Origin of the sequence: Streptomyces sp. Q6 (genome assembly GCF_036967205.1) — a bacterium.
GTDB lineage: Bacteria > Actinomycetota > Actinomycetes > Streptomycetales > Streptomycetaceae > Streptomyces > Streptomyces citrinus.
The window spans coordinates 2,325,773-2,352,302 of sequence record NZ_CP146022.1 but is presented as its reverse complement, the minus strand read 5'-3'; the positions used below and the strand labels follow the sequence as shown (position 1 = coordinate 2,352,302).

The window sequence follows — 26,530 nt, the reverse complement described above, 5'->3', positions numbered from 1 at the left end:
GGCCGCGCGGTTCCCCGCGCCCCTGAAGACCCGCGGCTTCCTCGACGAGATGGAGCGCCCCTGAGAGGGCGCACGACGTGCGCGTCTCAGGGGCGTGGGGAACCGCGCGAGCGACCCCGGCGAAACCCGCCGCCGCGCACCAGAGGCGCCTCGCGGCGACGAGACGCGGTCAGGCCTGGTACAGCGCCTCGATCTCGTCCGCGTAGTCCTTCGCCACGACGTTGCGCTTCAGCTTCAGCGAGGGCGTCAGGTGACCCGAGTCCTCCGTGAACTGGGTCCCCAGGATGCGGAACTTGCGGACCGACTCCGCCTTGGACACCGCCGCGTTGCCGTCGTCCACCGCCGACTGGATGGCGGCCAGCAGGTCCGTGTCGTCCCGCAGGGAGGCCACCGTCGAGTCCGCCGGCTTGCCGTGGTCCGTGGCCCACCTGCCGAGGAACTCCTCGTCGACCGTGACGAGGGCGCCCACGAACGGGCGGCCGTCGCCGACGACCATGCACTCGGCGACCAGGGCGTGCGCGCGGATACGGTCCTCGATGACGGCCGGGGCGACGTTCTTGCCGCCCGCCGTCACGATGATCTCCTTCTTGCGGCCCGTGATGCGCAGGTAGCCGTCCTCGTCGAGGGTGCCGATGTCGCCCGTGTGGAACCAGCCGTCGGCCAGCGCCTCCTCGGTCGCGCCCTCGTTGTTCCAGTAGCCGGAGAACAGGTGCTCGCCGTGGAGCAGCACCTCACCGTCGTCGGCGATCCGGACCACCGAGCCCGGCAGCGGCTGGCCGACCGTGCCGATCTTCTGGCGGTCCCACGGGTTGAAGGCGGTCGCGGCGCAGGACTCGGTCAGGCCGTAGCCCTCCAGGACCGTGAAGCCGATGCCGCGGAAGAAGTGCCCGAGGCGCTCGCCGAGCGGGGCGCCACCGGAGATCGCGTACTCGCCGCGGCCGCCGAGGACGGCACGCAGCTTGCTGTAGACGAGCTTGTCGAACGTCTTGTACTTGAGCTTCAGGGTGAGCGAGGGGCCCTTGGGGGTGTCGAGCGCGCGGCTGTACTCGATCGCCGTGTCGGCGGCCTTGTCGAAGATCTTGCCCTTGCCGTCGGCCTGCGCCTTGGCCCGCGCCGAGTTGTAGACCTTCTCGAAGACGCGCGGGACACCGAGGATCAGCGTCGGCCTGAACGCGGCCAGTTCGTCCGTGAGGTGCTTGATGTCCGGGGCGTGGCCCAGCTTGATCGGGGCCATCAGCGACGCCACCTCGACCAGGCGGCCGAAGACGTGCGCGACGGGGAGGAAGAGGAGCACCGAGCACTCGCCCGTACGGAACAGCGGTTTCAGGCGCTCCACCACGTTGCCGCACTCCGCGAAGAAGCTGCGGTGGGTCAGGACACAGCCCTTGGGGCGGCCCGTGGTGCCCGAGGTGTAGACGATCGTCGCCGGGTCGTCGGCCTTCGCCGAGGCGCTGCGCTCGTCGACCGTCTCGTCGGAGACATCGGCGCCCGCGCGATTCAGCTCGTCGACACCGCCCGCGTCGATCTGCCAGACGTGCTTGAGCTGCGGCAGGGCTTCGCGCACGGAGGCGACGGTCGCGACGTGCGCGTCCGACTCGACGACGATCGCGACGGCACCCGAGTCGCCGAGGATCCACTGGATCTGCTCGGCCGAGCTCGTCTCGTAGACCGGGACGGTGACCGCGCCGGCGCTCCAGATCGCGAAGTCGAGCAGCGTCCACTCGTACCGCGTGCGGGACATGAGCCCGACCCGGTCGCCCGGCTGCACGCCGGAGGCGATCAGGCCCTTGGCGGCGGCGAGCACCTCGGCCAGGAACGTGGTCGACGTGACGTCCTGCCACGTGCCGGCGATCTTGCGGCCGATGACGGCGACGTCGGGATGCTGCGCGGCGTTTCTGCGGACGATATCGGTCAGATTGCCGTCCGCAGGGACCTCGTACAAAGCCGGAAGGCTGAACTCGCGCAAGACTGCTGCTCCTCGTAGGGCGCCGGCGCCACGACTTTGTGTGCTGCGTCGGTGCGGTCCAAGATCGGGCAGGTGCTCAGGGCTGGGATTAATTGAACTGAGCACGACTGGACTGCCCGGACGTTACCCACCAGTACTGCTCTTTCGGTAGGGGGTCCAGGCCAGATGTTCCCTGCGTCACACGTCACGGCGGTGCTCGGTGCAGAGTAGTCCACGCCGTTCCTGACTCGGAAGTAACCGCAGGTCCGGCGGCCTCTACCCACCTGGGACCCATGGTCCTAGGGTGACCGCATGCGCGTTCACGTGGTCAGCGATGTGCACGGAAACTCCACCGACCTCGCACGAGCCGGTGACGGTGCCGACGCTCTGCTCTGCCTCGGTGACCTGGTCCTCTTCCTGGACTATGCAGACCACTCGCGGGGCATTTTTCCGGACTTGTTCGGAGTCGAGAACGCGGACCGCATCGTCGCGCTGCGCACGGCCCGCCGTTTCGAGGAGGCGCGCGCCTTCGGAGCCCAGCTCTGGGCCGGCATCGACCGCGGACCCGCCATCGAAAAAGCGGTGCGCAAGCAGTACGCGGAGCTGTTCGCGGCGTTCCCCACTCCTACGTACGCCACCTACGGCAACGTCGACATGCCGCACCTGTGGCGTGAGTACGCCGGACCGGGCACGACCGTGCTCGACGGGGAGCGGGTCGAGATCGGCGGGCGGGTCTTCGGCTTCGTCGGGGGCGGACTGCGCACCCCGATGCGGACCCCGTACGAGATCGACGACGAGGAGTACGCCGCCAAGATCGAGGCCGTCGGAGAGGTGGATGTCCTGTGCACCCACATCCCGCCGGAGGTGCCGGAGCTGGTCTACGACACCGTGGCGCGGCGCTTCGAGCGGGGCAGCCGGGCGCTGCTCGACGCCATCCGCAGGACGCGGCCCCGCTACGCGCTGTTCGGCCACGTCCACCAGCCCCTCGCCCGGCGGATGCGGATCGGAGCCACCGAGTGCGTCAATGTCGGCCACTTCGCGAGCGCGGGCAGACCCTGGGCTTTGGAGTGGTGACGGCGGGGCCACCCATGCGCGATAGCCTGCACACGACACACACGTAGGCACGGCGCACCCCTGACCGGTATCTGGAGGAGCCACGGCGATGGCGGAACACACCAGCTCGAGCATCACGATCGAGGCAGCACCGGCGGAGGTCATGGGAGTGATCGCCGACTTCGCCCGTTATCCGGACTGGACCGGCGAGGTGAAGGAGGCCGAGGTCCTCGCGACCGACGACGCCGGCCGCGCCGAGCAGGTCCGCCTCGTCATGGACGCCGGCGCGATCAAGGACGACCAGACCCTCCGGTACACCTGGGCGGGCGAGAACGAGCTGTCCTGGACGCTCGTGAAGTCCCAGATGCTGCGCTCCCTCGACGGCTCCTACGTCCTGAAGCCCGCGGGCACCGGCACCGAGGTCACGTACTCGCTGACCGTGGACGTGAAGATCCCGATGCTCGGGATGATCAAGCGCAAGGCGGAGAAGGTCATCATCGACCGGGCACTGGCCGGTCTGAAGAAGCGGGTCGAGTCCAAGTAGCCTCAGGCTTCATGCGCACCCTTCTCGTCACCGGCCCCGGTGGCTCCGGTAAGACGTCCGTCGCCTCAGCCACCGCTCTCCAGGCCGCCCGGCAAGGGGTGCGCACCCTCCTCATCACCGGTGACGCCCTCGAAGCCCCCGACGGCGTCACCGTGCGGCGGCTCGCCCCGGCCGACGACTTCCGGGACGATCTGCTCGCCCTCCAGGACCGCGCGGCCTCCGCGCTCGACCTGATGGGCGCCGCCCGGCTCGACGCCGACGAGCTGACGCCGCTGCCCGGCAGCGACGAACTGGCCCTGCTGCGGGCCCTGCGGGACAGCGCCGAAGGACCGCACGACCTGGTCGTCGTCGATCTGCCCGCCGCCCCGCGCGCCGTCGCGATCCTCGCCCTGCCCGAACAGCTGCGCCGCTACCTGCGCCGCCTGCTCCCCGCGGAGCGCCAGGCTGCCCGCGCCCTGCGCCCCGTCCTCGGCCGGCTCGCCGGGGTGCCGATGCCCGCGCAGTGGCTGTACGAGACCGCGGCCCGCTGGGACACCGAACTCGCCGCCGCGCAGGCCGTGATCGACGCCGACAGCACCGCCGTACGCCTCGTCGCCGAACCGACGCAGGCCGCCGCCGAGACCCTGCGCGTCACCCGCGCCGGGCTCGCCCTGCACGGGCTGCCCGTCGAGTCGGTCGTCGCCAGCAAGGTGCTGCCCGACGGCTCCACCGACCCGTGGCTGGCCGACGCCGCGGCCCGGCAGCGCAAGGTCGTCGCCGAGTGGCCGGACGCGTACGAGGTCGCCCACCTGGGCCGGGACCCGCGCCCCGGCGACCTCGACGTCCCGGTGCCGGACGCCCGCGGACCCCGTACCCCTGGACCGTCGACGACCGGCTCGCGCAGGACGGCGTGCTGGTCTGGCGGATCCCGCTGCCCGGCGCCGTGCGCGAGGAGCTGACGCTGATCCGGCGCGGCGACGAACTGGTTGTCGGCGCCGGTGCGTTCCGCCGGATCGTCCCGCTGCCCTCCGCGCCCCGCCGCTGCACCGTCGCCGGCGCCGGGCTCGTCGACGGCGAACTGTGCGTACGGTTCGCGCCCGACCCCGATCTGTGGCCGCAGACCCCGTGAAGGGCACGCACCCGTTCGGGTAACGTCGAAGGTGCCCGTGCTTCCGCATCTTCTCAGCTCTCCGCAGGAGTCAGCCGCCATGAGCGACGCCACCGAGCAGCCCGCCCCCCAGGTCGACGCCGACGCCTGGGAGAAGGCGTGTGCCGAGGATCTCGCGGCGGAACAGGACCGCCGCCGGGCCGCCTACGGGCCGCCGCCCGGGTCCGCCGCCGAGGAGCTGAAGAAGCTCGTCGACGCGGTCGCCGACAAACTCTCCTCCGTGCAGGCGCCCTTCCTCGGCGCCGTCGCCCAGGGCACCGCCGAACAGGTCGCCCGGCAGGTCGTGCGGCAGGCCAGGTCCGTCGTCGAACCGGTGATCGAGCGCAACTCCGACGTGTTCGACCACCTGGCGGCCGCGGGCGGCGAGTTGCTCGCCGCCTACCGCTCCGCCGTCGAGGGCCAGGAGCGCCGCTGGACCCAGGGCCCCCAGGAGCCCCGCCCGCCCCAGTCCCCCCGCGACGAAGGCCCAGGCGGGGAGCGCATCGACCTGGACTGAAGCCCGCTCGGGTACGGTGGGCCATAGCGGGGCTCGACCGAACTGAGGGATTCATGGGACTCACCATCGGCGTCGATATCGGCGGCACGAAGATCGCGGCCGGCGTGGTCGACGAGGACGGCAACATCCTCTCCACGTTCAAGGTGCCGACGCCTTCCACGCCTGACGGGATCGTGGACGCGATCGCCTCGGCCGTGGAAGGTGCCAGGGCCGGGCACGAGATCGTGGGCGTGGGTATCGGTGCGGCCGGCTACGTCAACCGTCAGCGCTCCACCGTGTACTTCGCGCCGAACATCGACTGGCGCCAGGAGCCGCTGAAGGAGAAGGTCGAGGCGCGCGTCGGACTGCCGGTCGTCGTCGAGAACGACGCCAACGCGGCCGCCTGGGGCGAATACAAGTTCGGGGCCGGCAAGGGCCACCGCAACGTCATCTGCATCACGCTCGGCACCGGCCTCGGCGGCGGCATCATCATCGGCAACAAGCTGCGCCGCGGTCACTTCGGCGTCGCCGCCGAGTTCGGCCACATCCGCATGGTGCCGGACGGCCTGCTGTGCGGCTGCGGCTCGCAGGGCTGCTGGGAGCAGTACGCCTCCGGGCGTGCCCTCGTGCGCTACGCCAAGCAGCGCGCCAACGCCACCCCGGAGAACGCCGAGTACCTGCTCTCCCTGGGCGACGGCACCCCCGACGGCATCGAGGGCAAGCACATCTCCATGGCCGCCCGCCAGGGCGACCTGGTGGCCGTCGACTCCTACCGCGAGCTGGCCCGCTGGGCCGGCGCCGGTCTGGCCGACCTGGCCTCGCTCTTCGACCCCTCGGCGTTCATCGTCGGCGGCGGCCTCTCGGACGAGGGCGAGCTGGTCCTCGACCCGATCCGCAAGTCGTACAAGCGCTGGCTGGTCGGCGGGAACTGGCGGCCGGTGGCCGACGTCATCGCGGCCCAGCTGGGCAACAAGGCGGGCATGGTCGGCGCCGCCGACCTGGCGCGGGAGCCCGACCCCGTCATGTGACGAACCCGGACACGTGGTGCCCGTCGTTCCCCTCGGGGGCGGCGGGCATCGGCGTATCTTGATCGCCATGGACTCCGGCTCGCACCCCGAACTCCCCGATCTGCCCAACTCCCGTACGGAAGCCGACGGTTCGGCCGTCATCCGCGTCCTGAGCTACAACATCCGCTCGATGCGCGACGACCCCGTCGCCCTCGCCCGCGTGATGAAGGCCTGCGCTCCCGACCTCGTGCTCGTCCAGGAGGCGCCCCGGTTCTTCCGCTGGCGCAAGCAGCTCGCCCGGCTCGCGCGCGCCGCGAACCTGGTCATCCTGTCGGGCGGCGGCTCGGCCGCGGGACCGGCGCTGCTCTGCTCCCTGCGGGCCACCGTCGAGCGCACCGAGGACGTCCTGCTGCCGCTCACCCCGGGCCTGCACCGGCGCGGCTTCGCGACGGCCGTCGTGCGGTTCGGGGGCGTCCGGCTCGGCGTCGTCAGCTGCCATCTGAGCCTTCAGAAGGACGAGCGGTACGCGCAGGGCGGGATGCTGCTCGACCGGATCGCGGAGATGGGTGTCGAGCACGCCGTCGTGGGCGGTGACCTCAACGAGCGGCCCGACGGGCGGACGTTCCGCCGGCTCGCGGCCGCGCTGAACGACGCCTGGGCGACCCGGCCGTGGGGCCGCGAGTACACCTCGACGCCGGCCGACCCGCACCAGCGGATCGACGCGATCCTGGCCACCCGGGGCATCGAGGTGCTGGGCTGCGGCGTCCCGGACTTCCTCGACGAGGACGAACTGAGGGCGGCCACGGACCACCTGCCGGTCCTGGCCGCCCTCAGGGTGCCCGCCGCGTGACCGCGGCCGGGTGACTACGGACGCTGCTTCGCCTTGTCCGTGATCGCCCAGCCGTCCAGGCAGGAGAGCCGGCTGTACGTCTTCCTCGCCGCACCGTCACCGGAGGTGCGGACGTGCCAGAACCCGAGGAACCGGTAGGTCTTCGGGTCGAAGATGAACGCCTCCCTGTCGCGCGTCCGGTGCCCGTCGGGGCCCAGTGTGGGAATGATCGCCACGCCGGTGCGGCCCTTCGCGTCCTTCTGGTTCGGCACGGCCTTCACACCGGGCACCTTGCCGAGCGCCTCGTACGCCGCGGCGCGCAGACCCTCGGGCATCACGGCGACCATCGTGAGCAGGCTGGTGAGACTCGACTGGACCGTCCACCAGTCCTCGCCCGACAGCTCGTCGAGCGAGTCGGTCTGCCCCGGACCGAACCGGTCGAGGAGCGCGAAGACCAACTGATCCGGGTCGGTCGGCAGCTCCTTCAGGGTGTCCCAGCGCTGACTCGGCCAGCGGCTCTCGTTCTTGGCGAGGGGCGGCGACCACCGGCCCTTGCCGATCTCCATCACCCAGGACCGCTGCTTGTCGTCGACCGACCTCCAGTTCTCGTCGACGTACGACGTGGTCTCGCCCGTGGCCGCGTTCGTCTCCTTGACGATCTCCCTCGTGTAGACGAACTGGTCGTCTCGCGGTGGCGTCGTCACCGGCCGCGCGTGCTCGCGGTCGTAGGCGGCGGCCTGCACCAGCACCGTGCGGGCGTTCAGCGACTGCTGCTGGGCCGTCACCGTGCCGCCGTCCTCGCGCACCGCGACCAGCACCGTCGCGGCGATCACCGCGGTGGCCAGTCCCGACGCGGCGATGCGCAGTCCCGGACGCTGCCACAGCGGGCGACGGCCCGACATCGAGGCCAGCAGCCGGGCGCGGGCCCGGTGGCGGGCACCGGGGTCGAGGCGCGGAGCGTCCCCCTCCCAGTCGCTCAGTTCACGCAGTACGGGGTCGAGTTCGCGGTCAGTCATGGGCGTGTGCCTCCCGGAAAGTGGTCGCGGCGGTCGGGTCGGTACCACCCAGTGCTTCGCGCAACGCGCTGCGAGCCCGGCTCAGGCGGGATCTGATCGTGCCCACCGGGACCCCCAGGGCCTCGGCCGCCTCCTCGTAGCTGAGGTCGGTCCAGGCCACCAGCAGCACCACGTCCCGCTGCCGCGCCGGAAGCGCGGCGAGGGCGGCCGCCAGTTCCCGTCGCAGGCCGTGCGCCCCGGCCCGGGACACCGCGCGATCGGCCACCGGCTCCTCGTGCTCGACCGGACCCGGTATCCGGGACATCGCCCGGAAGCGGCGCGCCTCGGACCTGCGGTGCCCGCCGATGAGGTTGGTGGCGATCCCGAAGAGCCAGGGACGGGCGTCGGGCCGGGTCAGGTCGTAGCGGTGGCGCTGCTTGAAGGCGGTGGTGAAGGTCTCCGCCGTCAGATCCTCCGCCGCCTCGGGACCGAGCCGGCGCGCCGCGTAGTGGTGCACGGCGTCGGCGTACCGGTCGAAGAGGGCGGCGAACTGCTCGGGCTCGTCCCGCGACCGGCCGATCGCCCGGGCGTCGCTGTCGCCCGGAAGGTCCTGGCGGTGCTCCCGGGGGCCGACGGTCATCGGGGCTCCTTTCGTCCGTGTGAACGCCTCGAAGGCTCGGGTCGGTTCAACCTGTGTTCACCGGTACTTCGCCGCAGCCCGCGAACGGGTTCCCCCGGCATACGTGGAAGGGCCCGGCCGGAGGATCTCCGGCCGGGCCCTTCCGGGCGTACGGGTCTCAGACGACCGCGCCGCGCCCCGGGTCGTCGTCCTCGTCGTCGTCCGACTTCATCCGGGCGACCAGCGTGCCGAACCCGCCGAGGAAGCCGCCGATGCAGACCGTCGCCAGCCACCACGTCATGGACCAGCCGAGCAGGACCGAGACGAGCAGCAGCAGCGGGCCGCCGAGCACCGCGAGCCAGGCGAACTTGGCCGTGACGTCGGCCTCCGGGAGCGGCGGCGGCTCCGGCGGCACGAAGTGGCCCTCGTCGTCGCCGTCGAAGTCGTCCTCGGACGGCTCCGGTGCCGCGTAGTCACGCGGGCCGGGGGTCGCCGCCACGCCGGGCGCGAAGGAGACCGAGGAGCCCAGCGGGGCCTTCGGCTCCTGCTCCTGCCGCGGCGGGTCGTCCCGGTCCGGCGCCCCGTTCACCTCGGGGTCGAGCAGGGCCAGGTCCTCCACCGACTTGAACGGCTTGGCGCCCGGCGGGTCCGGCGGCTCCTCGCCGTACCCCGCGACGATCTGCGCCCAGGCCGCGGCCTCGTCGGTGGGCAGCAGCGGATCACGGTTCTCCGCGCCGTGCTGCTCGTCGGGCTCGGGGCTCTCGGGCTCCCGTCGCTCCTGCTCAGCCACCGCTGGCCGTCCCTTCCGCGCCCTCGCCGGGGCTCGTCGCGTCCGTACCGGAGATCTTTCCGGCACTGGGGGCGAGCCGCTCGACGAAGGCGTAGCTCTCCTCGAAGATCCGGTCCGCGTCATGGTCCAACGTCGCGACGTGGTAGCTCTGTTCCAGCACGATCTCGGTGACGTCCGTGGACGAGACACGGCTGAGCACGCGGGCCGAGTCGGCGGGCGGCACCACATGGTCGTTCACGCTGTGCAGGACCACCAACGGCTGCGTCACCTGCGGCAGTTCACGGTCCACGACCCGGAAGAACGTGCGCAACTGGTGCGCCGAATGCAGCGGCACCCGGTCGTAGCCGACCTCGACCGAGCCCTCCTTGGCGATGTCGCTCGCGATGCCCGCGACCGTCCGCACGAAGTGACGCGCGACCGGGAGGGCCTGGGCGGCCAGACCGTGCACCTTGTTCCCCGGATTCACCAGGACGAGGCCCGCGACGTCGTCCCCGTGCCGGGCGGCGAGGCGCAGCGCGAGGGCGCCGCCCATCGACAGACCGAAGACGAAGACCTGGGAGCAGCGCTCGGTGAGGTCGCGCAGCGCGCGGTCCACCTCCGCGTACCAGTCCTGCCAGGCGGTCACCGACAGGTCCTCCCAGCGGGTGCCGTGCCCGGGCAGCAGCGGGAGCGAGACGGTCAGACCGCGCCCGGCGAGGTACTCCGCCCAGGGGCGCAGCGACTGCGGGGATCCGGTGAAGCCATGACAGAGGAGGACTCCGACCTCGCCGCCTTCATGGCGGTACGGCTCGGCTCCAGGAAGGACCGGCACCTTCGGTCTCCTGTTCATGAAAGGTGAACGACGGGGGTATCGGGACGAGAACTTCACCGTACGCGACCGGACTGACACCGACCAGGGTCGTCGGGCCCCGGAGCGGCCCCGCGGGTTAAGGTCTGATCCTCGGACTGATACGGGTACGAGGGTCCGGGCACAAGGGAAGGCAGTGGGTTGATCTACGGCGCAATGAAGGTGGCCATCGGAGGGCCGCTGAAGCTCGGCTTCCGGCCGTGGGTGGAGGGGCTGGAGAACATTCCCGCCGAGGGGCCCGCGATCCTCGCCAGCAACCACCTCTCCTTCTCGGACTCGTTCTTCCTGCCGGCCGTCCTCGACCGCAAGGTCACGTTCATCGCGAAGGCCGAGTACTTCACGACGCCCGGGGTGAAGGGCAAGCTGACGGCCGCGTTCTTCAAGGGTGTCGGCCAGCTGCCCGTGGACCGTTCCGGGTCGCGCGGCGCCGGCGAGGCCGCCATCAAGAGCGGCATCGACGTCCTGGAGCGCGGCGATCTCTTCGGCATCTACCCCGAGGGCACCCGCTCGCCCGACGGCCGCCTCTACCGCGGCAAGCCGGGGGGCCTGGCCCGCGTGGCGCTGGCCACCGGCGCCCCCGTCATCCCCGTCGCCATGATCGACACGGAGAAGATCCAGCCTCCGGGCAAGGTGCTGCCGAAGCTCATGCGCCCCGGCATCCGCATCGGCAAGCCGCTCGACTTCACCCGGTACCAGGGCATGGAGAGCGACCGGTTCGTCCTCAGGGCCGTGACCGACGAGGTCATGTACGAGATCATGAAGCTCTCCGGCCAGGAGTACGTCGACATGTACGCGACCGCCGCCAAGCGGCAGATCGCGGACGCGGAGAAGGCCGAGAAGGAAGCCAGGAAGGCGCTGGAGAAGGCGCGGGAAACGGCGGCCGAGAAGGAACGCAGCGGCTCCTAGCCGCGTCGTCCTTCAAGACGCCAGGGGGGCGGGGGGCATGGGGCACACGGGGAACACAGAGCACACGGCGAGAACGGCGAGCACGACGCACACAGCGCGTACGGTCCGGCGCGAGCGCGTCGTGCGGATGTCGGTCGAACAGCCGCTGTGGCGCGCCCTCATGGCGTACCGCGTGCTGACCATGGGGTACGCGATCGTGGTCTTCGCCGCCGCGTACGAGCGGTACGAGCGGCCCTGGATCGGCATCGCCTACTACGTGGTCCTGGCCGGCTGGACGCTGGCCACGCTGCCGCAGGTCTCCGGCGCCCGCCGCTGCACCAAGCGGTTCCTCACCGCCGACCTGACCATCGCCGTCGTGGGCATCCTGCTCTCCCCGGTCGCCGGGCACGAGCGGGCCGTCACCGGCGGCTCCACGCTGCCGTCGATCTGGACGGCGGGCGCGGTCCTCGCCTGGGCGATCAAGGGCGGCTGGCGGTGGGCGGCCTCCGCGTCGCTCCTGATCGGCGTGGCCAACGTGGTGCAGCGCGGCAGCTTCAGCCGCAGCACCCTGCACAACGTGCTGCTGGTCTGCATCGCGTCCATAGCGATCGGCTACGTCGTCGAGGTGGCCCGCGCCTCCGAGCGCACCCTCGCGCGCGCCCTGGAGATCGAGGCCGCCACCCGCGAGCGCGAGCGGCTGGCCCGCGACATCCACGACAGCGTGCTCCAGGTCCTCGCGATGGTGCAGCGGCGCGGCACGGCCCTGGGCGGCGAGGCCGCCGAGCTCGGCCGGATGGCGGGCGAGCAGGAGATCGCCCTGCGCACCCTGGTCGCGGCGGGCCTGACCCCACGTCCCGGGCCTCCGAGGACGCGGCGCTCGGCGCGGTCGTCCGGGCCGTCGACGACCCCTCGACGAGGTCGGCGCCTCGGACGAGCCGCGCGACCTGCGCCCCTGCTCGCCGGACACGCGGGCTCCGACGTCACCTTCTCCGCCCCGGGCACCCCGGTGCCGCTGCCGCCCGCCGCCGCGCGCGAGCTGGCCGCGGCGGTCGGCGCGGCGCTCGACAACGTACGCCGCCACGCGGGTGACGGCGCGCACGCGTGGATCCTGGTGGAGGACGAGCCGGACGCGGTGATCGTGACCGTGCGGGACGACGGACCCGGCATCCCGGACGGCCGTCTCGTCCAGGCCGAGGGCGAGGGGCGGCTCGGCGTCGCCCAGTCCATCAGGGGCCGGCTGCGCGACATCGGCGGCACCGCCGAGCTGATCTCCGTACCCGGTCAGGGCACCGAGGTCGAGATGAACGTACCGAAGCGGACGAAGTGATCGTCACGGGGGAAGGCAGGACCCAGTCATGAGCGAGCAGCAGACCCGGCAGGCACCGGGCGAGACGGCCGCGATCAAGGTGATGGTCGTCGACGACCACCCGATGTGGCGCGACGCCGTCGCCCGCGACCTCGCGGCGGCCGGCTTCGACGTCGTCGCCACCGCCGGCGACGGCGAGCAGGCGGTGCGCCGCGCCCGCGCCGTCGACCCCGACGTGCTGGTCCTCGACCTGAACCTGCCGGCCAAGCCCGGCGTCCAGGTCTGCAAGGAAGTCGTCGGCGCCGACCCGGCGTTGCGCGTCCTCGTGCTCTCCGCGAGCGGCGAGCACGTCGACGTCCTGGAGGCGGTCAAGTCCGGTGCCACCGGCTATCTGCTCAAGTCCGCGTCCACCGACGAGCTGATCGACGCGGTGCGCCGCACGGCCGTCGGCGACCCCGTGTTCACGCCCGGACTCGCCGGTCTCGTCCTCGGCGAGTACCGGCGCCTGGCCTCCGAGCCGACGCCCACCAGCGACCCGGACGAGCCCAAGGTCCCGCAGCTCACCGACCGGGAGACCGAGGTGCTGCGGCTCGTCGCGAAGGGCCTGAGCTACAAGCAGATCGCCGAGCGTCTGGTCATCTCGCACCGCACGGTCCAGAACCATGTGCAGAACACCCTCGGCAAGCTCCAGTTGCACAACCGCGTCGAGCTCGTCAGGTACGCCATCGAACGGGGTCTGGACGACGAGTGACCCCGCGCGGGAAGGTGGCCTGAACCACCCACCGTGACAAGGGAGTTACGCGATGCGGGTAGGAGTTCTCACCGGAGGCGGCGATTGCCCGGGCCTCAACGCCGTCATCCGGGGCATCGTCCGCAAAGGCGTTCAGGAGTACGGCTACGACTTCGTCGGGTTCCGGGACGGCTGGCGAGGCCCCCTGGAGAACGACACCGTCCCTCTCGACATCCCGGCCGTCCGCGGCATCCTGCCCCGCGGCGGCACCATCCTCGGCTCGTCGCGCACCAACCCGCTCAACGCGGAGAACGGCATCCGTCGCGTCAAGGACAACCTCGCCAAGCAGGAGGTCGAGGCCCTCATCGTGATCGGCGGCGAGGACACCCTGGGCGTCGCCGCCAAGCTCACCGACGACTACGGCGTCAAGGCCATCGGCGTCCCGAAGACCATCGACAACGACCTCTCGGCCACCGACTACACCTTCGGCTTCGACACGGCCGTCGGCATCGCCACCGAGGCCATCGACCGGCTCCACACCACCGCCGAGTCCCACATGCGGGTCCTCGTCGTCGAGGTCATGGGCCGCCACTCCGGCTGGATCGCCCTGCACTCGGGCCTGGCCGGCGGCGCCAACGTCATCCTCATCCCCGAGCAGCGCTTCGACCTCGACCAGGTCTGCGCCTGGGTCACCTCCCGGTTCAAGGCGTCGTACGCGCCGATCGTGGTCGTCGCGGAGGGCGCGATGCCGCGCGACGGCGACCTGGTCCTCAAGGACGAGTCCCTCGACTCCTTCGGACACGTACGGCTGTCCGGTGTCGGCGAGTGGCTCGCCAAGCAGATCGAGAAGCGCACCGGCAAGGAGGCCCGCACGACGGTCCTCGGGCACGTCCAGCGCGGCGGCACGCCCTCGGCCTTCGACCGTTGGCTCGCCACGCGCTTCGGGCTGCACGCCATCGACGCGGTACGGGACGAGGCGTGGGGCACGATGGTCGCGCTGCGCGGGACGGACATCGTGCGGGTGCCCATCGCCGACGCGACGGCCCGGCTGAAGACCGTGGATCCCGCCCTGTACGAGGAGGTCGGAGTCTTCTTCGGCTGAGCCGCCGAAGGTGCCGGACCGGCGGGCCGTACATAAACTCACGCCATGGAGATCCTCGCTTTTGGCGTGCAGTCCGACGAGCAGCCCCTCATCGAGAAGGCCTTCGAGGGCCATCACGAGGTGCGCTGCCTGGACGTCTTCCTGAACGAGGACACCGCACCCATCGCGGCCGGCTACGAGGTCATCTCCACCAGCGTCAACGCGACCCTGAACAACCGCGTGCTCCAGACCCTCGCGGCCGGCGGCACGCAGATGATCGCCCAGCGCTCCACCGGCTTCAACAACATCGATCTGGACGTCGCCGAGCGCCTGGGCCTGACCGTGGCCCGGGTCTCGTACTACTCGCCGTACTCGGTGGCCGAGTTCGCCTGGACGCTCGCGATGGCCGTCAACCGCCGCATCGTCCGCGCCAGCATCCGCACCCGCGACTTCGACTTCCGCCTCGACGGCCTGATGGGCCGGGACATGCGCGGCCGCACCGTCGGCATCCTCGGCACCGGCAAGATCGGCGAGGCCTTCACCCGCATCGCGCACGGCTTCGGCATGAACCTGCTCGGCTGGGACGTCGCCGAGAACCCGAACTGCGTCGAACTCGGCATGAAGTACGTCGACAAGGAGCGGCTCTTCGCCGAGGCCGACCTGATCAGCCTGCACGTCCCGCTGCTGCCCTCCACCGAGCACATCGTCGACGCCGCCGCGCTGCGCGCCATGAAGGACGACGCGATCCTCATCAACTCCAGCCGCGGCGGCCTCATCGACACCAAGGCCCTGGTCGCGGAGCTCCGCGAGGGCCGCTTCACGGGCGTCGGCCTCGACGTGTACGAGGCCGAGGCGGGCCTGTTCTTCCTCGACAAGTCCCTGGACATCGTCGAGGACGACACCCTGGCCCGCCTCGTCACCTTCCCGAACGTCCTGGTCACCTCGCACCAGGCGTACTACACCGTGGACGCCGTCGGCCAGATCATCGACACCACGGTGCAGAACGTCCTCGACTGTCAGGCGGGCCGCCGCTCCGAGAACGTGCTGGTCCCGGCCGCCGCCAGCTGAGCGACGAGCTCCCGTACGATCCCGGCGCCGCGCAGCGAGAGCACCGACTCCGGGTGGAACTGCACCCCCGCGAAGCCGGGACCGCGTACCGCGTGCACCTCGCCGTTCGCCGGGTCCCTGCTGACCTCGACACCGTGCGCGGCCAGCTCCACGGCCGCCTCGTCGTCGCAGCGCGCCACGAAGCTGTTGTAGAACCCGACGGTCTCGGTCCGCCCGAACAGATCGACGTCGACCTGGGCGCCCTGGTACGGAACCTCCTTGCGCACGATCTCCAGGCCCAGCTCGGCCGCGATCAGCTCGTGCCCGAGGCAGACGCCCAGCACCCCGTGCTCGTGCGTGCGGATCACCTCGCCGGCCAGGGCCCGCAGGAAGCGCATCTTCGGGTCGGTGCGGTCGGACGGGTCCCCCGGACCGGGGCCGAGCACGACCGGCCCCTCGTGCGTGAGCACCGCCTCCCGCAGCCCTTCCTCGTCGTAGCGGCGGACCGTCACGTCCAGCCCGGACGAGCGCAGCACGTGCGCCAGCATCGCGGTGAAGGTGTCCTCGGCGTCGACCACGAGCGCGTGCCCGCTCAGCTCGCCGTCGCGCTGCTGCATCCGCAGCCAGAACGGCGCGAGCGCCGAGCGCCGGCCGTCGAGCGCCGCCCGCACCCGCGGGTCGTCGGCGAGCGCGGGTCGCGCGGCGTCCTCGCGCGGGCGCGCCGGACGGACGCCGAGGGCGGCCAGCACCCCGCCGCCTTGGCATGCGTCTCCGCGACCTCGCCGGCCGGGTCCGAACCCCGTACGAGCGTCGCGCCCACCGGCACCCGGAGCCGCCCGTCCGCTGCGATGTCGGCGGTCCGGATCAGGATGGGGGAGTCCAGGGTCTGCGCCCCGCCGGAGTCCCGGCCGACGAGCGCGAGCGCCCCCGCGTAGTAGCCGCGCCCGTCGGGCTCATGGCGTTCGATGACCCGGCAGGCGTTCTGCACGGGCGAGCCGGTGACGGTCGCCGCGAACATCGTCTCCTTCAGCACCTCGCGCACGTCGAGGGTCGACTTCCCCCGCAACTCGTACTCCGTGTGCGCGAGATGGGCCATCTCCTTGAGCCGCGGGCCGACGACGACGCCGCCCATGTCGCCGACGGTGCACATCATCTTGAGCTCCTCGTCGACCACCATCGACAGCTCCTCGATCTCCTTGCCGTCGGCGAGGAAGCGCAGCAGATCGTCGGAGGTCGGCCCGGCCGCCGGGTACCGGTACGTGCCGCTGATCGGGTTCATGACGACGGTGCCGCCGGACATCCGCACATGCACCTCGGGGCTCGCACCCACCAGGGTCCTGTCTCCGGTGTGCACGACGAACGTCCAGTACGCGCCCCGCTCGCCGTCGAGCAGCCGCCGGAAGAGCGCGAGCGCGTCGGCCCGTGAGAACCCGGCGATCTCCCCCTCGTACGTCCTGCGGATCACGAAGTTCGCGCCCTCGCCCCGCCCGATCTCGTCCCGCAGCACCCGGCCGACGATCTGCGCGTACGTGTCGTCGTCGACGTCGAAGCCGCCGTCGGTGACCTGGACGTCGTGCCGTGGCAGCTCGTCCAGCGCCCGGGCCAGCGGGATCTCGTACGACTCCTCGGGCGTGAGGACCATGAGCGGGGTGCCGTCGTCGCGGACGTCGAAGCCGCGCTCGCGGATCTGCCGGAAGGGGACGAGGGCGAGCCCGTCGGGGATGTCCGCCAGCCGTTCGTACGAAGCGACCGGGCCGATCAGCAGCTCCACGGTGTCGTGGTCGCGGCCCGGCGTGCGGCGGCGCAGGAGGGCGAAGGGGCGGTCGTCGGTGAGCAGGGTGTCCAGCATCGGGTTCCTTCCAGTGACGTGCGGAGCAGTCGTTCGGAGGAACAGCCGGTGTGTCCTGAAAACACTGAAGGCCGCCCCTCGGGCGGCCTTCGCGAGTTTTGGATACGCGCAGTCAGTGGGCCGCCGGATGTGCGGTCCACCACCAGGTGCGGGTCATAAGCTGCGCGAACATGAGCGTCACCGTACCCGACGCGCGGCTCATGTGTGGCCGGTGCCTCTCATCCGTCTCAAAAGATGAGCGGGGGAATGGACGCCCGACACGACCCCGTAATGTTGGGCGCGTGACCGTGAACGCTAAGACCAGCGCGAGCGCTGGCAACACCTGGCGAGACCTGCCCGCGGCGCAGCAGCCCGAGTACCCCGATGCCGAGGCTCTGCGCGATGTGATCGCGGACCTCGAGTCGTATCCGCCGCTCGTCTTCGCAGGCGAGTGCGACCAGCTGCGCGCCCGACTGGCGGCCGTCGCCAAGGGAGAGGCGTTCCTGCTCCAGGGCGGCGACTGCGCCGAGGCCTTCGATGCCGTGTCCGCCGACCACATCCGGAACAAGCTGAAGACCCTGCTCCAGATGGGTGCCGTTCTCACGTACGCCGCCTCGGTGCCGGTCGTGAAGGTCGGCCGTATCGCCGGCCAGTACTCGAAGCCGCGCTCCAAGCCGACCGAGACCCGCGACGGCGTCACCCTGCCGACCTACCGCGGCGACTCCGTCAACGGCTTCGACTTCACCGAGGCCGCCCGCATCCCGGACCCCGAGCGCCTGAAGCGGATGTACCACGCGTCCGCCTCGACGCTGAACCTCGTGCGCGCCTTCACCACGGGCGGCTACGCGGACCTGCGCCAGGTGCACGCCTGGAACCAGGACTTCGTGAAGTCGTCCCCGTCGGGCCAGCGGTACGAGCAGCTCGCGCGTGAGATCGACAACGCGCTGAACTTCATGCGGGCCTGCGGCACCGACCCGGCCGAGTTCCAGACGGTCGAGTTCTACGCCTCCCACGAGGCGCTGCTCCTCGACTACGAGTCGGCGCTCACCCGCGTCGACTCGCGTACGGGCAACCTGTACGACGTCTCGGGCCACATGGTCTGGATCGGCGAGCGCACCCGTCAGCTCGACGGCGCGCACATCGAGTTCGCCTCGAAGATCCGCAACCCGATCGGCATCAAGCTCGGCCCGACGACGACGGCCGAGGAGGCGCTCCAGTACATCGAGCGCCTCGACCCCGACCGTGAGCCGGGCCGGCTGACCTTCATCGTCCGCATGGGCGCCGACAAGGTCCGCGACAAGCTGCCCGAGCTGGTCGAGAAGGTCACCGCGTCGGGTGCCACGGTGGCCTGGATCACCGACCCGATGCACGGCAACACGTACGAGGCGGCCTCCGGCCACAAGACGCGTCGCTTCGACGACGTCCTGGACGAGGTCAAGGGCTTCTTCGAGGTCCACAAGGCGCTCGGCACGCACCCGGGCGGCATCCACGTGGAGCTCACCGGTGACGATGTCACCGAGTGCGTCGGCGGCGGCGACGAGATCTTCGTCGACGATCTGCACCAGCGCTACGAGACGGCCTGCGACCCGCGCCTGAACCGCAGCCAGTCCCTGGACCTGGCGTTCCTCGTGGCGGAGATGTACCGCGACCAGTGACGGTCCTTCGTCGCAGGTGATTGCGGAAGACAACGCCGTGGGGCGCGGATCACAGGGATCCGCGCCCCACGGCGCTTTTGTGCTTCCGGTCCGGCGGGTAAGGTTAGGTTAGCCTCACCGATCAATCGGGACGATCCATCGGGACGGCACTGCCCATGAGTCTCGACCTCGAACCGACCGGGAGGTGAACCGCGTGTACGTCTGCAACTGCTTCGGTGTCACTGAGGCGCAGGTCAAGAAGCACGCGGAGGACGGTGCCTGCACCCCTCGGCAGATAGCTTCGGCCTGCAAGGCCGGTACCGACTGCGGTTCGTGCGTACGCCGGATCCAGGCGCTGCTCGGCCGGGGCGCCTGCCCCCGCCGGGAACTGGTCGACCAGGGAGAGGCGTCCTCGGCGCTGGAGCCGCAGGTCGCCCAGGTGGCCCAGGCCGCCCGGGTCGAGCTTCCCGAAGCCGCCTGATCAGCTCTCCGGCTGCTCGATGAGCTGCGCGATGTAGAGCGCCTCGCCGAGCTTCTCGACCAGCTCCAGCTGCGTGTCCAGGTAGTCGATGTGGTGCTCCTCGTCCTCGAGGATCGACTCGAAGATGTTTGCGGACGTGATGTCGCCCTTGGCGCGCATCACCTCGATGCCCCGCTTCAGCCGGTCGATCGCCTCGACCTCGACCTGCCGGTCCGCCTGGAACATCTCCGTGACCGTCTGGCCGACCCGCACGTGGAACAGGCGCTGGTAGTTCGGCAGACCGTCCAGGAACAGGATCCGGTCGGTCAGCACCTCCGCGTGCTTCATCTCGTCGAACGACTCGGACCGCGTGTACTTCGCGAGCTTGGTCCAACCGAAGTTCTCCTGCATCTTGGCGTGCAGGAAGTACTGGTTGATCGCCGTCAGTTCGGCGGTCAGCTGCTCGTTGAGAAACTCGATGACCTCGGGGTCGCCCTGCATCGCAGAGGCTCCTTCCACGCGGGTGACTGGGCAGGTTTCGGCGCATCCTCGCACCGGTGCCGAAACGCGTCCAGTAAGTGCACGCTTAGTAGGAGTTGCCCGAATCGATGATCGACGGCGGCCCGTCGGCGCCCGCGTGGTCACGTCCACTGCCCGGGGTCTGTCAGGATGGAGGCATGGGTCATCCGGTGGGTCGAGAGTCTGGGGGAGCGGTGCAACCGGAGCTTCCACCGGGGCAGCGGCTCCAGCGCGGCTGGCCGGTCACGCACTACGGCCCGGTGCCCAAGTTCCGCCCCGAGCGCTGGGAGTTCAGGGTCTTCGGGGCCACCGCCGACGGCGAGAAGCACTGCTGGAACCACGAGGAGTTCTCGGCGCTGCCGTATACGAGCGTGGTCGGCGATCTGCACTGCGTCACGAAGTTCAGCATGCTCGGCGCCGAGTGGGGTGGCGTCCGCGCGTCCACGATCCTGGAGCTCGCGCCCCCGGACCCCGGGGTCACCCATGTGATGGTCTGGGCCGAGTACGGGTTCTCGTCGAACCTGCGGCTGGCCGACTTCGCCGACGACCGGACCATGTTCGCGACCCACAAGGACGGTGAGCAGCTCACCGCCGAGCACGGCTTCCCGCTGCGCCTCGTGGTCCCGCACCTGTACGCCTGGAAGGGCCCCAAGTGGGTCCGCGGAGTCGAGTACATGACCGCGGACCGGCGGGGCTTCTGGGAGGAGCGCGGCTACCACAACGTGGGAGACCCGTGGCGTGAGCAGCGCTACTCGTACCAGGAAGAGCCCGGGGAAGGCCCCGAGCTCTAGCCCTGGATGTGTGGTGCCCGGGGTCAGTGGTGGTACTGGTGCACCACCGCGTGGCCCTTGCCGCGGCCGATCATCCAGCGGTTGACCGGCGTCGTGACGACGAAGGCGATCGCCAGGGACGCGGCCAGCGCTCCCCAGAACAACAGGTCGTCCAGGTGCGCGTCCATGGCGTTCGGCCAGAGCGCGATGACGCCGTTGTCGATCAGCTCCATCACCGCGATGGACAGCGTGTCCGCGGCCAGCGCGACACGGAACGCCGTCCTGAAGTCGACACCCGCCTTCAGGACGCCGCGCAGCGTGAGCGAGTAGCCGAAGACGAACGCGAGCACGATCGCCAGGATCATCGTCGGCAGGTTGCCCCAGCCGAGCGCGGTGCCGATCACCATGCCGAGGATCTCGCCGATGGCGCAGCCGGTGAGGCAGTGCAGCGTGGCCTGGGCGGCCATGGACCACGAGACCTGGCCGTGGGTGTGGTGGTCTGCGTGCTGCTGGTGCTGCTGGTGCTGCTGGTCCTGGCTCCGGTGCTCGGGCTCGTGGTGGTGCTCGTGGCCGGTGTGCGTCTCGTGCCGCATGGGTCCCCCAACGTCAGTAGCGGTTCCTGTCGCTCGACAAGAACCGTATACCCCCCAGGGGTATTCCTCAACGGGGTGGGGATCTCTACGGGCGGAGCTCTCTACGGGCGGAGCTCCTTGAGGCGGGCCACGTCCGCCGCGTGTCCTTCCTTGCCGCCGGGCGTCTCGATGACCAGGGGGACGTTCTCCGTCGCCGGGTGGGACATGAGCGCGCGGAACGGGTCGGCGCCGATGTGGCCGGAGCCGATGTTCTCGTGACGGTCCTTGTGCGCGCCGACGACGTCCTTGGAGTCGTTGGCGTGGATCAGCTTGAGGCGGCCCTCGCCGACCGTCTCCACCAGCAGGTCCAGGGTCTGGCGCATCCCGGCGGGACCCGTGAGGTCGTGGCCCGCCGCGAAGATGTGGCAGGTGTCCAGGCAGACGCCCAGCTTCGGATGGTGGTCGAGGGCGTCGAAGTACGGGCCGAAGTCCCAGGTGCGCGAGCACAGCGACGAACCCTGACCCGCGGTCGACTCCAGGAGCAGGAACGGGTCGTCGTCGTGGGTCAGCTCGTCGAGCAGCGGAAGCATGTGCGTGCGGACCTGGGCGAGAGCCACGGCACGCTCGCGCCCGCCGGTCGCGGAGCCGGTGTGCACGACGACACCGAGGGCGCCTATGGCACGGGCGCGGCGCAGCGAGTGCCGCAGCGACTCGACGGACTTCTCGACCGTGGCCTCGGTGTGCGAGCCGAAGTTGATCAGGTACGGGGCATGCACGTAGGCCGGGATGTTCCCGGCGGCGCACCGCTCACGGAACTCCTCGTCCTGCCGCGGGTTGCCCGGGGGAGTGGCCCAGCCGCGCGGGTTGGCGACGAAGACCTGGACGGCCTCGGCCTTCAGCTCCTCGGCGTAGGACAGACCTACGGAGGCGAGCCCGCCGGCGACGGGCACGTGACCCCCGATCGGGTTGCGGGGGACGGCGCCGGCGGTGGCGGGGGTGCGGGTGCTGCTGTTCACCGGGTCAGGGTGTCACGGGCGCCGGGGTGCGCCGCGCGCCGGGCTCCGACGCTCGGGAGCCCGGCCGCTCAGCGGATCGTGATGGTGATCGTCGAACCCTTGGGAGCCTCGTCGCCGCCCTCGACGGACTGGCTCTTGACCGTGTCGCCGAACAGGCCGAGGAGACCCCGGTCGTCCTCGACCTCGAAGCCGGCGGCCTCCAGCGCGGAGTGGGCGTCGTCGACGCTCTGGCCCGTGACGTCCGGGACCTCGATCATCTCGGGGCCCTCGGAGATCGTCAGTGTCACGGTGTCGCCCTCGGCGAGCCGCTTGCCCTCGCCGGGGGACTGCCGGGCGACGTCGCCCTTGTCCTCGTCGGAGTGGATCCGCTCCGTGGCGATCTCCGCCTTGAGACCCGCGTCCCGGAGGTCGGCGATGGCGTCCTGCTCGGACTCGCCCGTGACGTCGGGGACGTCGATCGGCGCGCCCTTGGAGACGACGAGCGCGACCGCGGAACCCGAGCGCCGCGTGGTGCCGGCGTCCGGGTCCGTGCTGATCACGGAGCCCCGCGCGATCTCCTCGCTGAACGCCCGGGTGATCATGCCCGGTTCGAGACCGCGGTTCTTGAGGTCGCTCTTCGCCGTGGCGAGCGGGGTGCCCTTGAGGTCCGGGACCTTCACGGTGTCGGGGCCCTTGGAGACGGTCAGCTTCACCGTGCCGTCGTCCCGGATCCGGGAGCCCGCCGCGGGATCGGTGTCCATCACCGTGCCGCGCTTGTACGTGTCGCTGAACTCGTACGTCGACGAACCGGCCTGGAGACCCGCCTCGGTCAGCCGCTCCTTGGCCTGGGCCTCGGTCTTGGTGAGCAGCGGCGGGACCTTCGTGAACTGACCCGAGTTGATGTACCAGACGCCCGCGCCGAGACCGAGCACGAGCAGGATCGCGGCGATGATCGCGAACATGCCCCGGCGCGGGTTCCCGGTCCCGCGGCGCACCGGCGGTGCGGGCGGAGGGGTCTCCAGGAGGCTCGTGCGGTGGACGCCGTCGCCCCCAGCGCCGTGCGGAGCGTCGTGGAAGCGGTTCTCCTCCGCGGTGGGGAGGGGAAGCTGCACGGCGCTGGTGCGCACCGCGCGCGGGATCACGCTCGTACGGTCGTCCGCGCCCACGTGGTCCACCTCGCGCGCCTGCGGCGGCACGGCGTCCAGCTGGGCGTCGGTGAGCGTCGCCCGCGCGTTCCTGACGTGGGCGAGGAGCGCGACGGCGTCGTGCGGGCGGACCTCCGGGGTGCGGGCCGTGGCCGACGCGACCAACTCGTCCAGCTCGTACGGGAGCCCGGGGACCAGCGCGGAGGGCGGCGGGACGTCCTCGTTGAGGTGCTTGTAGAGGACCTGCGCCGGGGTGTCGCCGGAGTGCGGCTTGGAGCCGGTGAGCATCTCGTAGAGGACCACACCGCACGCGTACACGTCGACGCTCGCCGTCGCCGTGCCGTCCTCGATCTGCTCGGGCGCCAGGTAGGAGACCGTGCCGAGGACCGCGCCGGTGGTGTTCGTGACCGTGTCCACGGCGCGGACCAGACCGAAGTCCGCCACCTTCACCCGGCCGTCGTCCCCTATCAGGACGTTCTCCGGCTTCATGTCGCGGTGCACGAAACCCGCGCGGTGCGCCGCGCCGAGAGCGGCGAGGACCGGCTCCAGGATGTCGAGGGCCGCGCGCGGCTGGAGCGCCCCGCGCTCGCGCAGGACGTCACGGAGCGTGCAGCCGGCGATGTACTCCATCGCCAGATAGACGTACGCGCCGTCGGCGCCCTGGTCGTAGACACCGACCACATTGGGGTGCGAGAGGCGGGCGACCGACTTGGCCTCGCGGATGAAGCGGTCGACGAACGACACGTCGGCGGCCAGCGAGGGGTGCATCACCTTGAGCGCGAGCACGCGGTCGAGGCGAGTGTCCACGGCCCGGTAGACCGTGGCCATCCCGCCGACCGCGATGCGTGCGTCGACGCGGTACCGGCCGTCGAGCACGTGCCCGAGCAACGGGTCCTGAAGGGTCGTGTCCACGCAGGCGAGTGTACGAGGAGTGACCGACAGGCCGGTCCCGTGCGACAGGACCGGACCCGTACTGCAGCAGAGCTGTGACCGGCCGTTCGACCGTCAGAAGGCCGGGCGCTCCGGGTCGAGATGCGCCTGCCCCTCCGAGGGCGAGGACGCCTGGGCGAAGCGGCGCTTGGGGATGCGGCCCGCCCGGTACGCGAGGCGGCCCGCCTCCACCGCGTGCCGCATGCCCTCCGCCATGAGCACCGGCTCCTGCGCGCGGGTCACCGCCGAGGCGAGCATCACACCCGCGCACCCCAGTTCCATGGCGAACGCCACATCGGAAGCCGTCCCCGCGCCGGCGTCCAGGATCACCGGCACGCGCGCGTGGTCGACGATCAGTTCGAAGTTGTGCGGGTTGCGGATGCCGAGCCCGGAGCCGATCGGGGAGCCGAGCGGCATGATCGCGGCGCAGCCCACGTCCTCCAGCTTCCGGGCCGTGACCGGGTCGTCGTTCGTGTACGGAAGCACCGTGAAGCCGTCGTCGACCAGGGTCTCCGCGGCGTCGAGCAGCTCGATCGGATCGGGCAGCAGGGTCCGCTCGTCGGCGATCACCTCCAGCTTGATCAGGTCGGTGCCGAGCGCCTCGCGCGCGAGGCGGGCCGTGAGGACCGCCTCTCCCGCCGTGAAGCAGCCCGCCGTGTTGGGCAGCACCTGAATGTCGAGTTTCTCCAGGACGGACAGGACCGAGCCGTGCACGTTCGCGTTCACGCGGCGCATCGCCACGGTGGTGAGTTCGGTGCCGGAGGCCACCAGCGAGCGCTCCAGGACGTCGAGGCTCGGCGCCCCTCCCGTGCCCATGATCAGGCGCGAGGAGTACGAGGTGGCGCCCAGGACGAAAGCGTCGTCAGCCATGGACGAGTCAGCCTCCTTGTACGGCGGTGAGGACTTCGACGCGGTCTCCTTCGCGGAGCGCGGTGGCGGACCACTGGGTGCGCGGCACGACCGTCTCGTTGAGGGCCGCGGCCACACCGGAGTGCGCGGAGGTCAGCGTGGCCACGAGGGCGTCGAGCGTGGCCCCGGCGGCGACGGTGCGCGGCTCACCGTTGAGGGATACGTTCATGCGGGCTGCTCCAGGGACGCGTCGCAGAAGCGCTTCGGAGTGAACGGACGGGCTTCGTCCGGGAGTTCGCCGGTGGCCAGGACGTGCGCCATGGCGTCGCCCGTGACGGGGGTCAGCAGCACGCCGTTGCGGTAGTGGCCCGTGGCCAGCAGGAGGCCGGGCAGGGTGGTCGGGCCCAGCAGCGGGGCGTTGTCGGGGGAGCCGGGGCGCAGGCCCGCGCGGGTCTCGGTCAGCGGCAGTTCGGTGATGCCGGGGACGAGCTCGTGGGCGTCGCGCAGCAGCTCGTAGACCCCGCCGGCCGTGACCGTGGTGTCCCAGCCGAGCTCCTCGGTGGTGGCGCCGACGACCAGCTCGCCGTTGGTGCGCGGCACCAGGTAGACGTGGCTGCCGCGGACGACCGCCCGGATCGTGCGGCTGAGGAACGGCGCGTACCGGCGCGGCACGGTCAGGCGCAGGACCTGGCCCTTCACGGGCCGCACCGGGGGCAGCACGTCGTCCGGGACCCCGGCGAGCTGTCCGCTACGGCTGCCCGCGGCGAGGACGACCTGCCCCGCCGTGAGCTCCGTGCCGTCGGCGAGGGCGACTCCGCGCGCCCGGTCCCGTACGACGGAGAGCCGCTCGGCGAGGGCCCGGTGGAAGACCACTCCGGCACGCTCGCAGGCCGTCACGAGGGCGCCCGCGAGCCTTCTCGGGTCGATCTGATGGTCACCGTCGACCCGCAGGCCCCCGCGCACGCCCGGCGCGAGCATCGGCTCCAGGCGGCGGCAGTCGCGGCCCGAGAGCCACTCGGACTCCAGGCCCGACTTGCTTTGCAGGGCGTGCAGTTCCCGCAGATGCGCCCGGTCGTCCGCGTCGAGCGCGACGGCCAGCGTGCCGCACGCGCGGTAGCCGAGGTCCTGTCCGCTCGCCTCGGACAGCTCGGCCGCGAAGTCCGGATAGCGGCGCGCGGACGCGAGGTTGAGGGCGAGCAGCGTCTGCTCGCCGTAGTGGAGTTCGGTGACGGCGGCGAGCATCCCGGCCGCCACCTGGGCGGCACCGCCGCCGGGTTCGGGGTCCACGACCGCGACGGACAGACCGCGTTGCGCGGCCCTCCACGCGGTGACCAGACCGATGACGCCGCCCCCGACGATCAGTACGTCGGTACGGGGCGCATCTGTTTGTGCAGAAGACATGGCTGTCAAGGCCCTCCCTTCGCCGGCATGACCCGGATCAGGTTCGGACGGTCGGAGGCCGCTCCAGCCTCCCTCTCAGCCCGCTGCGTACGGGCTCCCGCGAGTGCTTTACGTTGGCCACCCTAGT

At 71.2% G+C, this 26,530-nt stretch carries 26 protein-coding genes, 2 pseudogenes and 1 riboswitch; of the genes and pseudogenes, 14 read left to right on the top strand and 14 right to left on the bottom strand.

The genetic code is table 11. The features are described 5' to 3' along the window. Positions 1–169: 169 nt before the first annotated feature. Positions 170–1,966 (bottom strand): AMP-dependent synthetase/ligase, encoded by a 1,797-nt coding sequence (locus V2W30_RS10990; protein ID WP_338695745.1) that lies wholly within the window; start codon positions 1,964–1,966, stop codon positions 170–172. 291 nt (positions 1,967–2,257) lie between these two features. Between V2W30_RS10990 and V2W30_RS10985 the strand changes: the two genes are divergently transcribed. From V2W30_RS10985 to V2W30_RS10960, 6 genes and pseudogenes are all read left to right on the top strand, one after another. Further along, entirely contained in the window at positions 2,258–3,019 is a 762-nt protein-coding gene (locus V2W30_RS10985) for a metallophosphoesterase family protein (protein ID WP_338695744.1), read from the top strand. Positions 3,020–3,107: 88 nt separating this feature from the next. Next, on the top strand, positions 3,108–3,542 hold the full coding sequence (locus tag V2W30_RS10980) for an SRPBCC family protein (RefSeq protein ID WP_338695743.1): 435 nt from the start codon (positions 3,108–3,110) through the stop codon (positions 3,540–3,542). 11 nt (positions 3,543–3,553) lie between these two features. Further along, positions 3,554–4,650, top strand: a pseudogene (locus V2W30_RS10975) (ArsA family ATPase). 79 nt (positions 4,651–4,729) lie between these two features. Further along, positions 4,730–5,185 (top strand): DUF5304 domain-containing protein, encoded by a 456-nt coding sequence (locus V2W30_RS10970; RefSeq protein ID WP_338695742.1) that lies wholly within the window; start codon positions 4,730–4,732, stop codon positions 5,183–5,185. A gap of 53 nt (positions 5,186–5,238) precedes the next feature. Then, the gene (locus V2W30_RS10965; RefSeq protein ID WP_338695740.1) at positions 5,239–6,192 is read left to right on the top strand and encodes an ROK family glucokinase; all 954 of its coding nucleotides are present in this window, start codon (positions 5,239–5,241) and stop codon (positions 6,190–6,192) included. Positions 6,193–6,259: 67 nt separating this feature from the next. After that, positions 6,260–7,021, top strand: a complete 762-nt coding sequence (locus tag V2W30_RS10960) for an endonuclease/exonuclease/phosphatase family protein (RefSeq protein ID WP_338695738.1) — start codon at positions 6,260–6,262, stop codon at positions 7,019–7,021. 14 nt (positions 7,022–7,035) lie between these two features. Here V2W30_RS10960 and V2W30_RS10955 read toward each other — a convergent pair whose 3' ends face one another. The 4 genes from V2W30_RS10955 to V2W30_RS10940 form a co-directional block, all read right to left on the bottom strand. Beyond that, positions 7,036–8,016, bottom strand: coding sequence for a CU044_5270 family protein (locus tag V2W30_RS10955; RefSeq protein WP_338695736.1), 981 nt, complete (start codon positions 8,014–8,016; stop codon positions 7,036–7,038). Beyond that, complete coding sequence (locus V2W30_RS10950; RefSeq protein ID WP_338695734.1) at positions 8,009–8,635, bottom strand: RNA polymerase sigma factor; 627 nt, start codon at positions 8,633–8,635, stop codon at positions 8,009–8,011. Before V2W30_RS10950 ends, V2W30_RS10955 begins: the two co-directional genes overlap by 8 nt. A 157-nt stretch (positions 8,636–8,792) precedes the next feature. Further along, positions 8,793–9,404, bottom strand: coding sequence for a hypothetical protein (locus tag V2W30_RS10945; RefSeq protein ID WP_338695732.1), 612 nt, complete (start codon positions 9,402–9,404; stop codon positions 8,793–8,795). Then, positions 9,397–10,215, bottom strand: coding sequence for an alpha/beta hydrolase (locus tag V2W30_RS10940; protein WP_338695730.1), 819 nt, complete (start codon positions 10,213–10,215; stop codon positions 9,397–9,399). The genes V2W30_RS10945 and V2W30_RS10940 overlap by 8 nt, the downstream gene beginning before the upstream one ends. Positions 10,216–10,395: 180 nt before the next feature. On the opposite strand from V2W30_RS10940, the gene V2W30_RS10935 reads away from it, so the two are divergent. The 5 genes from V2W30_RS10935 to V2W30_RS10915 all read left to right on the top strand — a co-directional run bounded on the left by V2W30_RS10935 (position 10,396) and on the right by V2W30_RS10915 (position 15,321). Beyond that, on the top strand, positions 10,396–11,157 hold the full coding sequence (locus V2W30_RS10935; RefSeq protein ID WP_338703558.1) for a lysophospholipid acyltransferase family protein: 762 nt from the start codon (positions 10,396–10,398) through the stop codon (positions 11,155–11,157). A 127-nt stretch (positions 11,158–11,284) separates the two neighbouring features. After that, entirely contained in the window at positions 11,285–12,463 is a 1,179-nt protein-coding gene (gene macS / locus V2W30_RS10930) for a MacS family sensor histidine kinase (RefSeq protein WP_338695729.1), read from the top strand. A gap of 28 nt (positions 12,464–12,491) precedes the next feature. After that, complete coding sequence (locus tag V2W30_RS10925) at positions 12,492–13,193, top strand: response regulator transcription factor (RefSeq protein WP_338695728.1); 702 nt, start codon at positions 12,492–12,494, stop codon at positions 13,191–13,193. 52 nt (positions 13,194–13,245) lie between these two features. Beyond that, on the top strand, positions 13,246–14,274 hold the full coding sequence (locus V2W30_RS10920; protein ID WP_338695726.1) for a 6-phosphofructokinase: 1,029 nt from the start codon (positions 13,246–13,248) through the stop codon (positions 14,272–14,274). Positions 14,275–14,319: 45 nt separating this feature from the next. After that, positions 14,320–15,321 carry a 2-hydroxyacid dehydrogenase gene (locus V2W30_RS10915; RefSeq protein WP_338695725.1) on the top strand — a complete coding sequence of 334 codons (1,002 nt, stop codon included), beginning with the start codon at positions 14,320–14,322 and terminating at the stop codon, positions 15,319–15,321. Here the strand turns inward: V2W30_RS10915 and V2W30_RS10910 are convergent. Further along, positions 15,270–17,149: pseudogene (locus V2W30_RS10910) on the bottom strand (anthranilate synthase family protein). The gene V2W30_RS10915 and the pseudogene V2W30_RS10910 overlap by 52 nt on opposite strands. 112 nt (positions 17,150–17,261) lie before the next feature. Beyond that, complete coding sequence (locus tag V2W30_RS41550) at positions 17,262–17,321, bottom strand: trp operon leader peptide (protein ID WP_425244675.1); 60 nt, start codon at positions 17,319–17,321, stop codon at positions 17,262–17,264. Positions 17,322–17,430: 109 nt separating this feature from the next. Here V2W30_RS41550 and V2W30_RS10905 point away from each other — a divergent pair, with 109 nt between their 5' ends. Continuing rightward, complete coding sequence (locus V2W30_RS10905; RefSeq protein ID WP_338695724.1) at positions 17,431–18,783, top strand: class II 3-deoxy-7-phosphoheptulonate synthase; 1,353 nt, start codon at positions 17,431–17,433, stop codon at positions 18,781–18,783. A 184-nt stretch (positions 18,784–18,967) separates the two neighbouring features. Further along, positions 18,968–19,243, top strand: a complete 276-nt coding sequence (locus V2W30_RS10900; protein ID WP_338695723.1) for a (2Fe-2S)-binding protein — start codon at positions 18,968–18,970, stop codon at positions 19,241–19,243. Here V2W30_RS10900 and bfr read toward each other — a convergent pair whose 3' ends face one another. Continuing rightward, on the bottom strand, positions 19,244–19,723 hold the full coding sequence (gene bfr, locus V2W30_RS10895) for a bacterioferritin (RefSeq protein ID WP_338695721.1): 480 nt from the start codon (positions 19,721–19,723) through the stop codon (positions 19,244–19,246). Positions 19,724–19,899: 176 nt separating this feature from the next. On the opposite strand from bfr, the gene V2W30_RS10890 reads away from it, so the two are divergent. Then, positions 19,900–20,532, top strand: a complete 633-nt coding sequence (locus tag V2W30_RS10890; RefSeq protein WP_338695719.1) for a sulfite oxidase-like oxidoreductase — start codon at positions 19,900–19,902, stop codon at positions 20,530–20,532. A 23-nt stretch (positions 20,533–20,555) separates the two neighbouring features. Here the strand turns inward: V2W30_RS10890 and V2W30_RS10885 are convergent, their stop codons facing one another. The 6 genes from V2W30_RS10885 to thiO all read right to left on the bottom strand — a co-directional run bounded on the left by V2W30_RS10885 (position 20,556) and on the right by thiO (position 26,403). Continuing rightward, positions 20,556–21,104, bottom strand: coding sequence for a DUF4396 domain-containing protein (locus V2W30_RS10885; protein WP_338695717.1), 549 nt, complete (start codon positions 21,102–21,104; stop codon positions 20,556–20,558). A gap of 101 nt (positions 21,105–21,205) precedes the next feature. After that, positions 21,206–22,099: a deoxyribonuclease IV gene (locus tag V2W30_RS10880; RefSeq protein WP_338695715.1), complete on the bottom strand. Its 894-nt coding sequence runs from the start codon at positions 22,097–22,099 to the stop codon at positions 21,206–21,208. Between the two features lie 68 nt (positions 22,100–22,167). Further along, the gene (gene pknB, locus V2W30_RS10875; RefSeq protein WP_338695713.1) at positions 22,168–24,135 is read right to left on the bottom strand and encodes a Stk1 family PASTA domain-containing Ser/Thr kinase; all 1,968 of its coding nucleotides are present in this window, start codon (positions 24,133–24,135) and stop codon (positions 22,168–22,170) included. A 93-nt stretch (positions 24,136–24,228) separates the two neighbouring features. Continuing rightward, entirely contained in the window at positions 24,229–25,023 is a 795-nt protein-coding gene (locus V2W30_RS10870; RefSeq protein WP_338695711.1) for a thiazole synthase, read from the bottom strand. 7 nt (positions 25,024–25,030) lie between these two features. Further along, complete coding sequence (thiS, locus tag V2W30_RS10865; RefSeq protein ID WP_338695709.1) at positions 25,031–25,231, bottom strand: sulfur carrier protein ThiS; 201 nt, start codon at positions 25,229–25,231, stop codon at positions 25,031–25,033. Beyond that, on the bottom strand, positions 25,228–26,403 hold the full coding sequence (thiO, locus tag V2W30_RS10860) for a glycine oxidase ThiO (RefSeq protein WP_338695707.1): 1,176 nt from the start codon (positions 26,401–26,403) through the stop codon (positions 25,228–25,230). The genes thiS and thiO overlap by 4 nt, the downstream gene beginning before the upstream one ends. Then, positions 26,401–26,514: riboswitch (TPP riboswitch) on the bottom strand. Its footprint overlaps the gene before it by 3 nt. Positions 26,515–26,530 lie beyond the last annotated feature (16 nt).

Coding starts and splice junctions, on each gene's coding strand:
- V2W30_RS10985 (WP_338695744.1), top strand. CDS start 2,258: ATGCGCGTTCACGTGGTCAGCGATGTGCACGGAAACTCCACCGACCTC.
- V2W30_RS10980 (WP_338695743.1), top strand. CDS start 3,108: ATGGCGGAACACACCAGCTCGAGCATCACGATCGAGGCAGCACCGGCG.
- V2W30_RS10970 (WP_338695742.1), top strand. CDS start 4,730: ATGAGCGACGCCACCGAGCAGCCCGCCCCCCAGGTCGACGCCGACGCC.
- V2W30_RS10965 (WP_338695740.1), top strand. CDS start 5,239: ATGGGACTCACCATCGGCGTCGATATCGGCGGCACGAAGATCGCGGCC.
- V2W30_RS10960 (WP_338695738.1), top strand. CDS start 6,260: ATGGACTCCGGCTCGCACCCCGAACTCCCCGATCTGCCCAACTCCCGT.
- V2W30_RS10955 (WP_338695736.1), bottom strand. CDS start 8,016: ATGACTGACCGCGAACTCGACCCCGTACTGCGTGAACTGAGCGACTGG.
- V2W30_RS10950 (WP_338695734.1), bottom strand. CDS start 8,635: ATGACCGTCGGCCCCCGGGAGCACCGCCAGGACCTTCCGGGCGACAGC.
- macS (WP_338695729.1), top strand. CDS start 11,285: ATGTCGGTCGAACAGCCGCTGTGGCGCGCCCTCATGGCGTACCGCGTG.
- V2W30_RS10925 (WP_338695728.1), top strand. CDS start 12,492: ATGAGCGAGCAGCAGACCCGGCAGGCACCGGGCGAGACGGCCGCGATC.
- V2W30_RS10920 (WP_338695726.1), top strand. CDS start 13,246: ATGCGGGTAGGAGTTCTCACCGGAGGCGGCGATTGCCCGGGCCTCAAC.
- V2W30_RS10915 (WP_338695725.1), top strand. CDS start 14,320: ATGGAGATCCTCGCTTTTGGCGTGCAGTCCGACGAGCAGCCCCTCATC.
- bfr (WP_338695721.1), bottom strand. CDS start 19,723: ATGCAGGGCGACCCCGAGGTCATCGAGTTTCTCAACGAGCAGCTGACC.
- V2W30_RS10890 (WP_338695719.1), top strand. CDS start 19,900: ATGGGTCATCCGGTGGGTCGAGAGTCTGGGGGAGCGGTGCAACCGGAG.
- V2W30_RS10885 (WP_338695717.1), bottom strand. CDS start 21,104: ATGCGGCACGAGACGCACACCGGCCACGAGCACCACCACGAGCCCGAG.
- V2W30_RS10870 (WP_338695711.1), bottom strand. CDS start 25,023: ATGGCTGACGACGCTTTCGTCCTGGGCGCCACCTCGTACTCCTCGCGC.
- thiS (WP_338695709.1), bottom strand. CDS start 25,231: ATGAACGTATCCCTCAACGGTGAGCCGCGCACCGTCGCCGCCGGGGCC.
- thiO (WP_338695707.1), bottom strand. CDS start 26,403: ATGTCTTCTGCACAAACAGATGCGCCCCGTACCGACGTACTGATCGTC.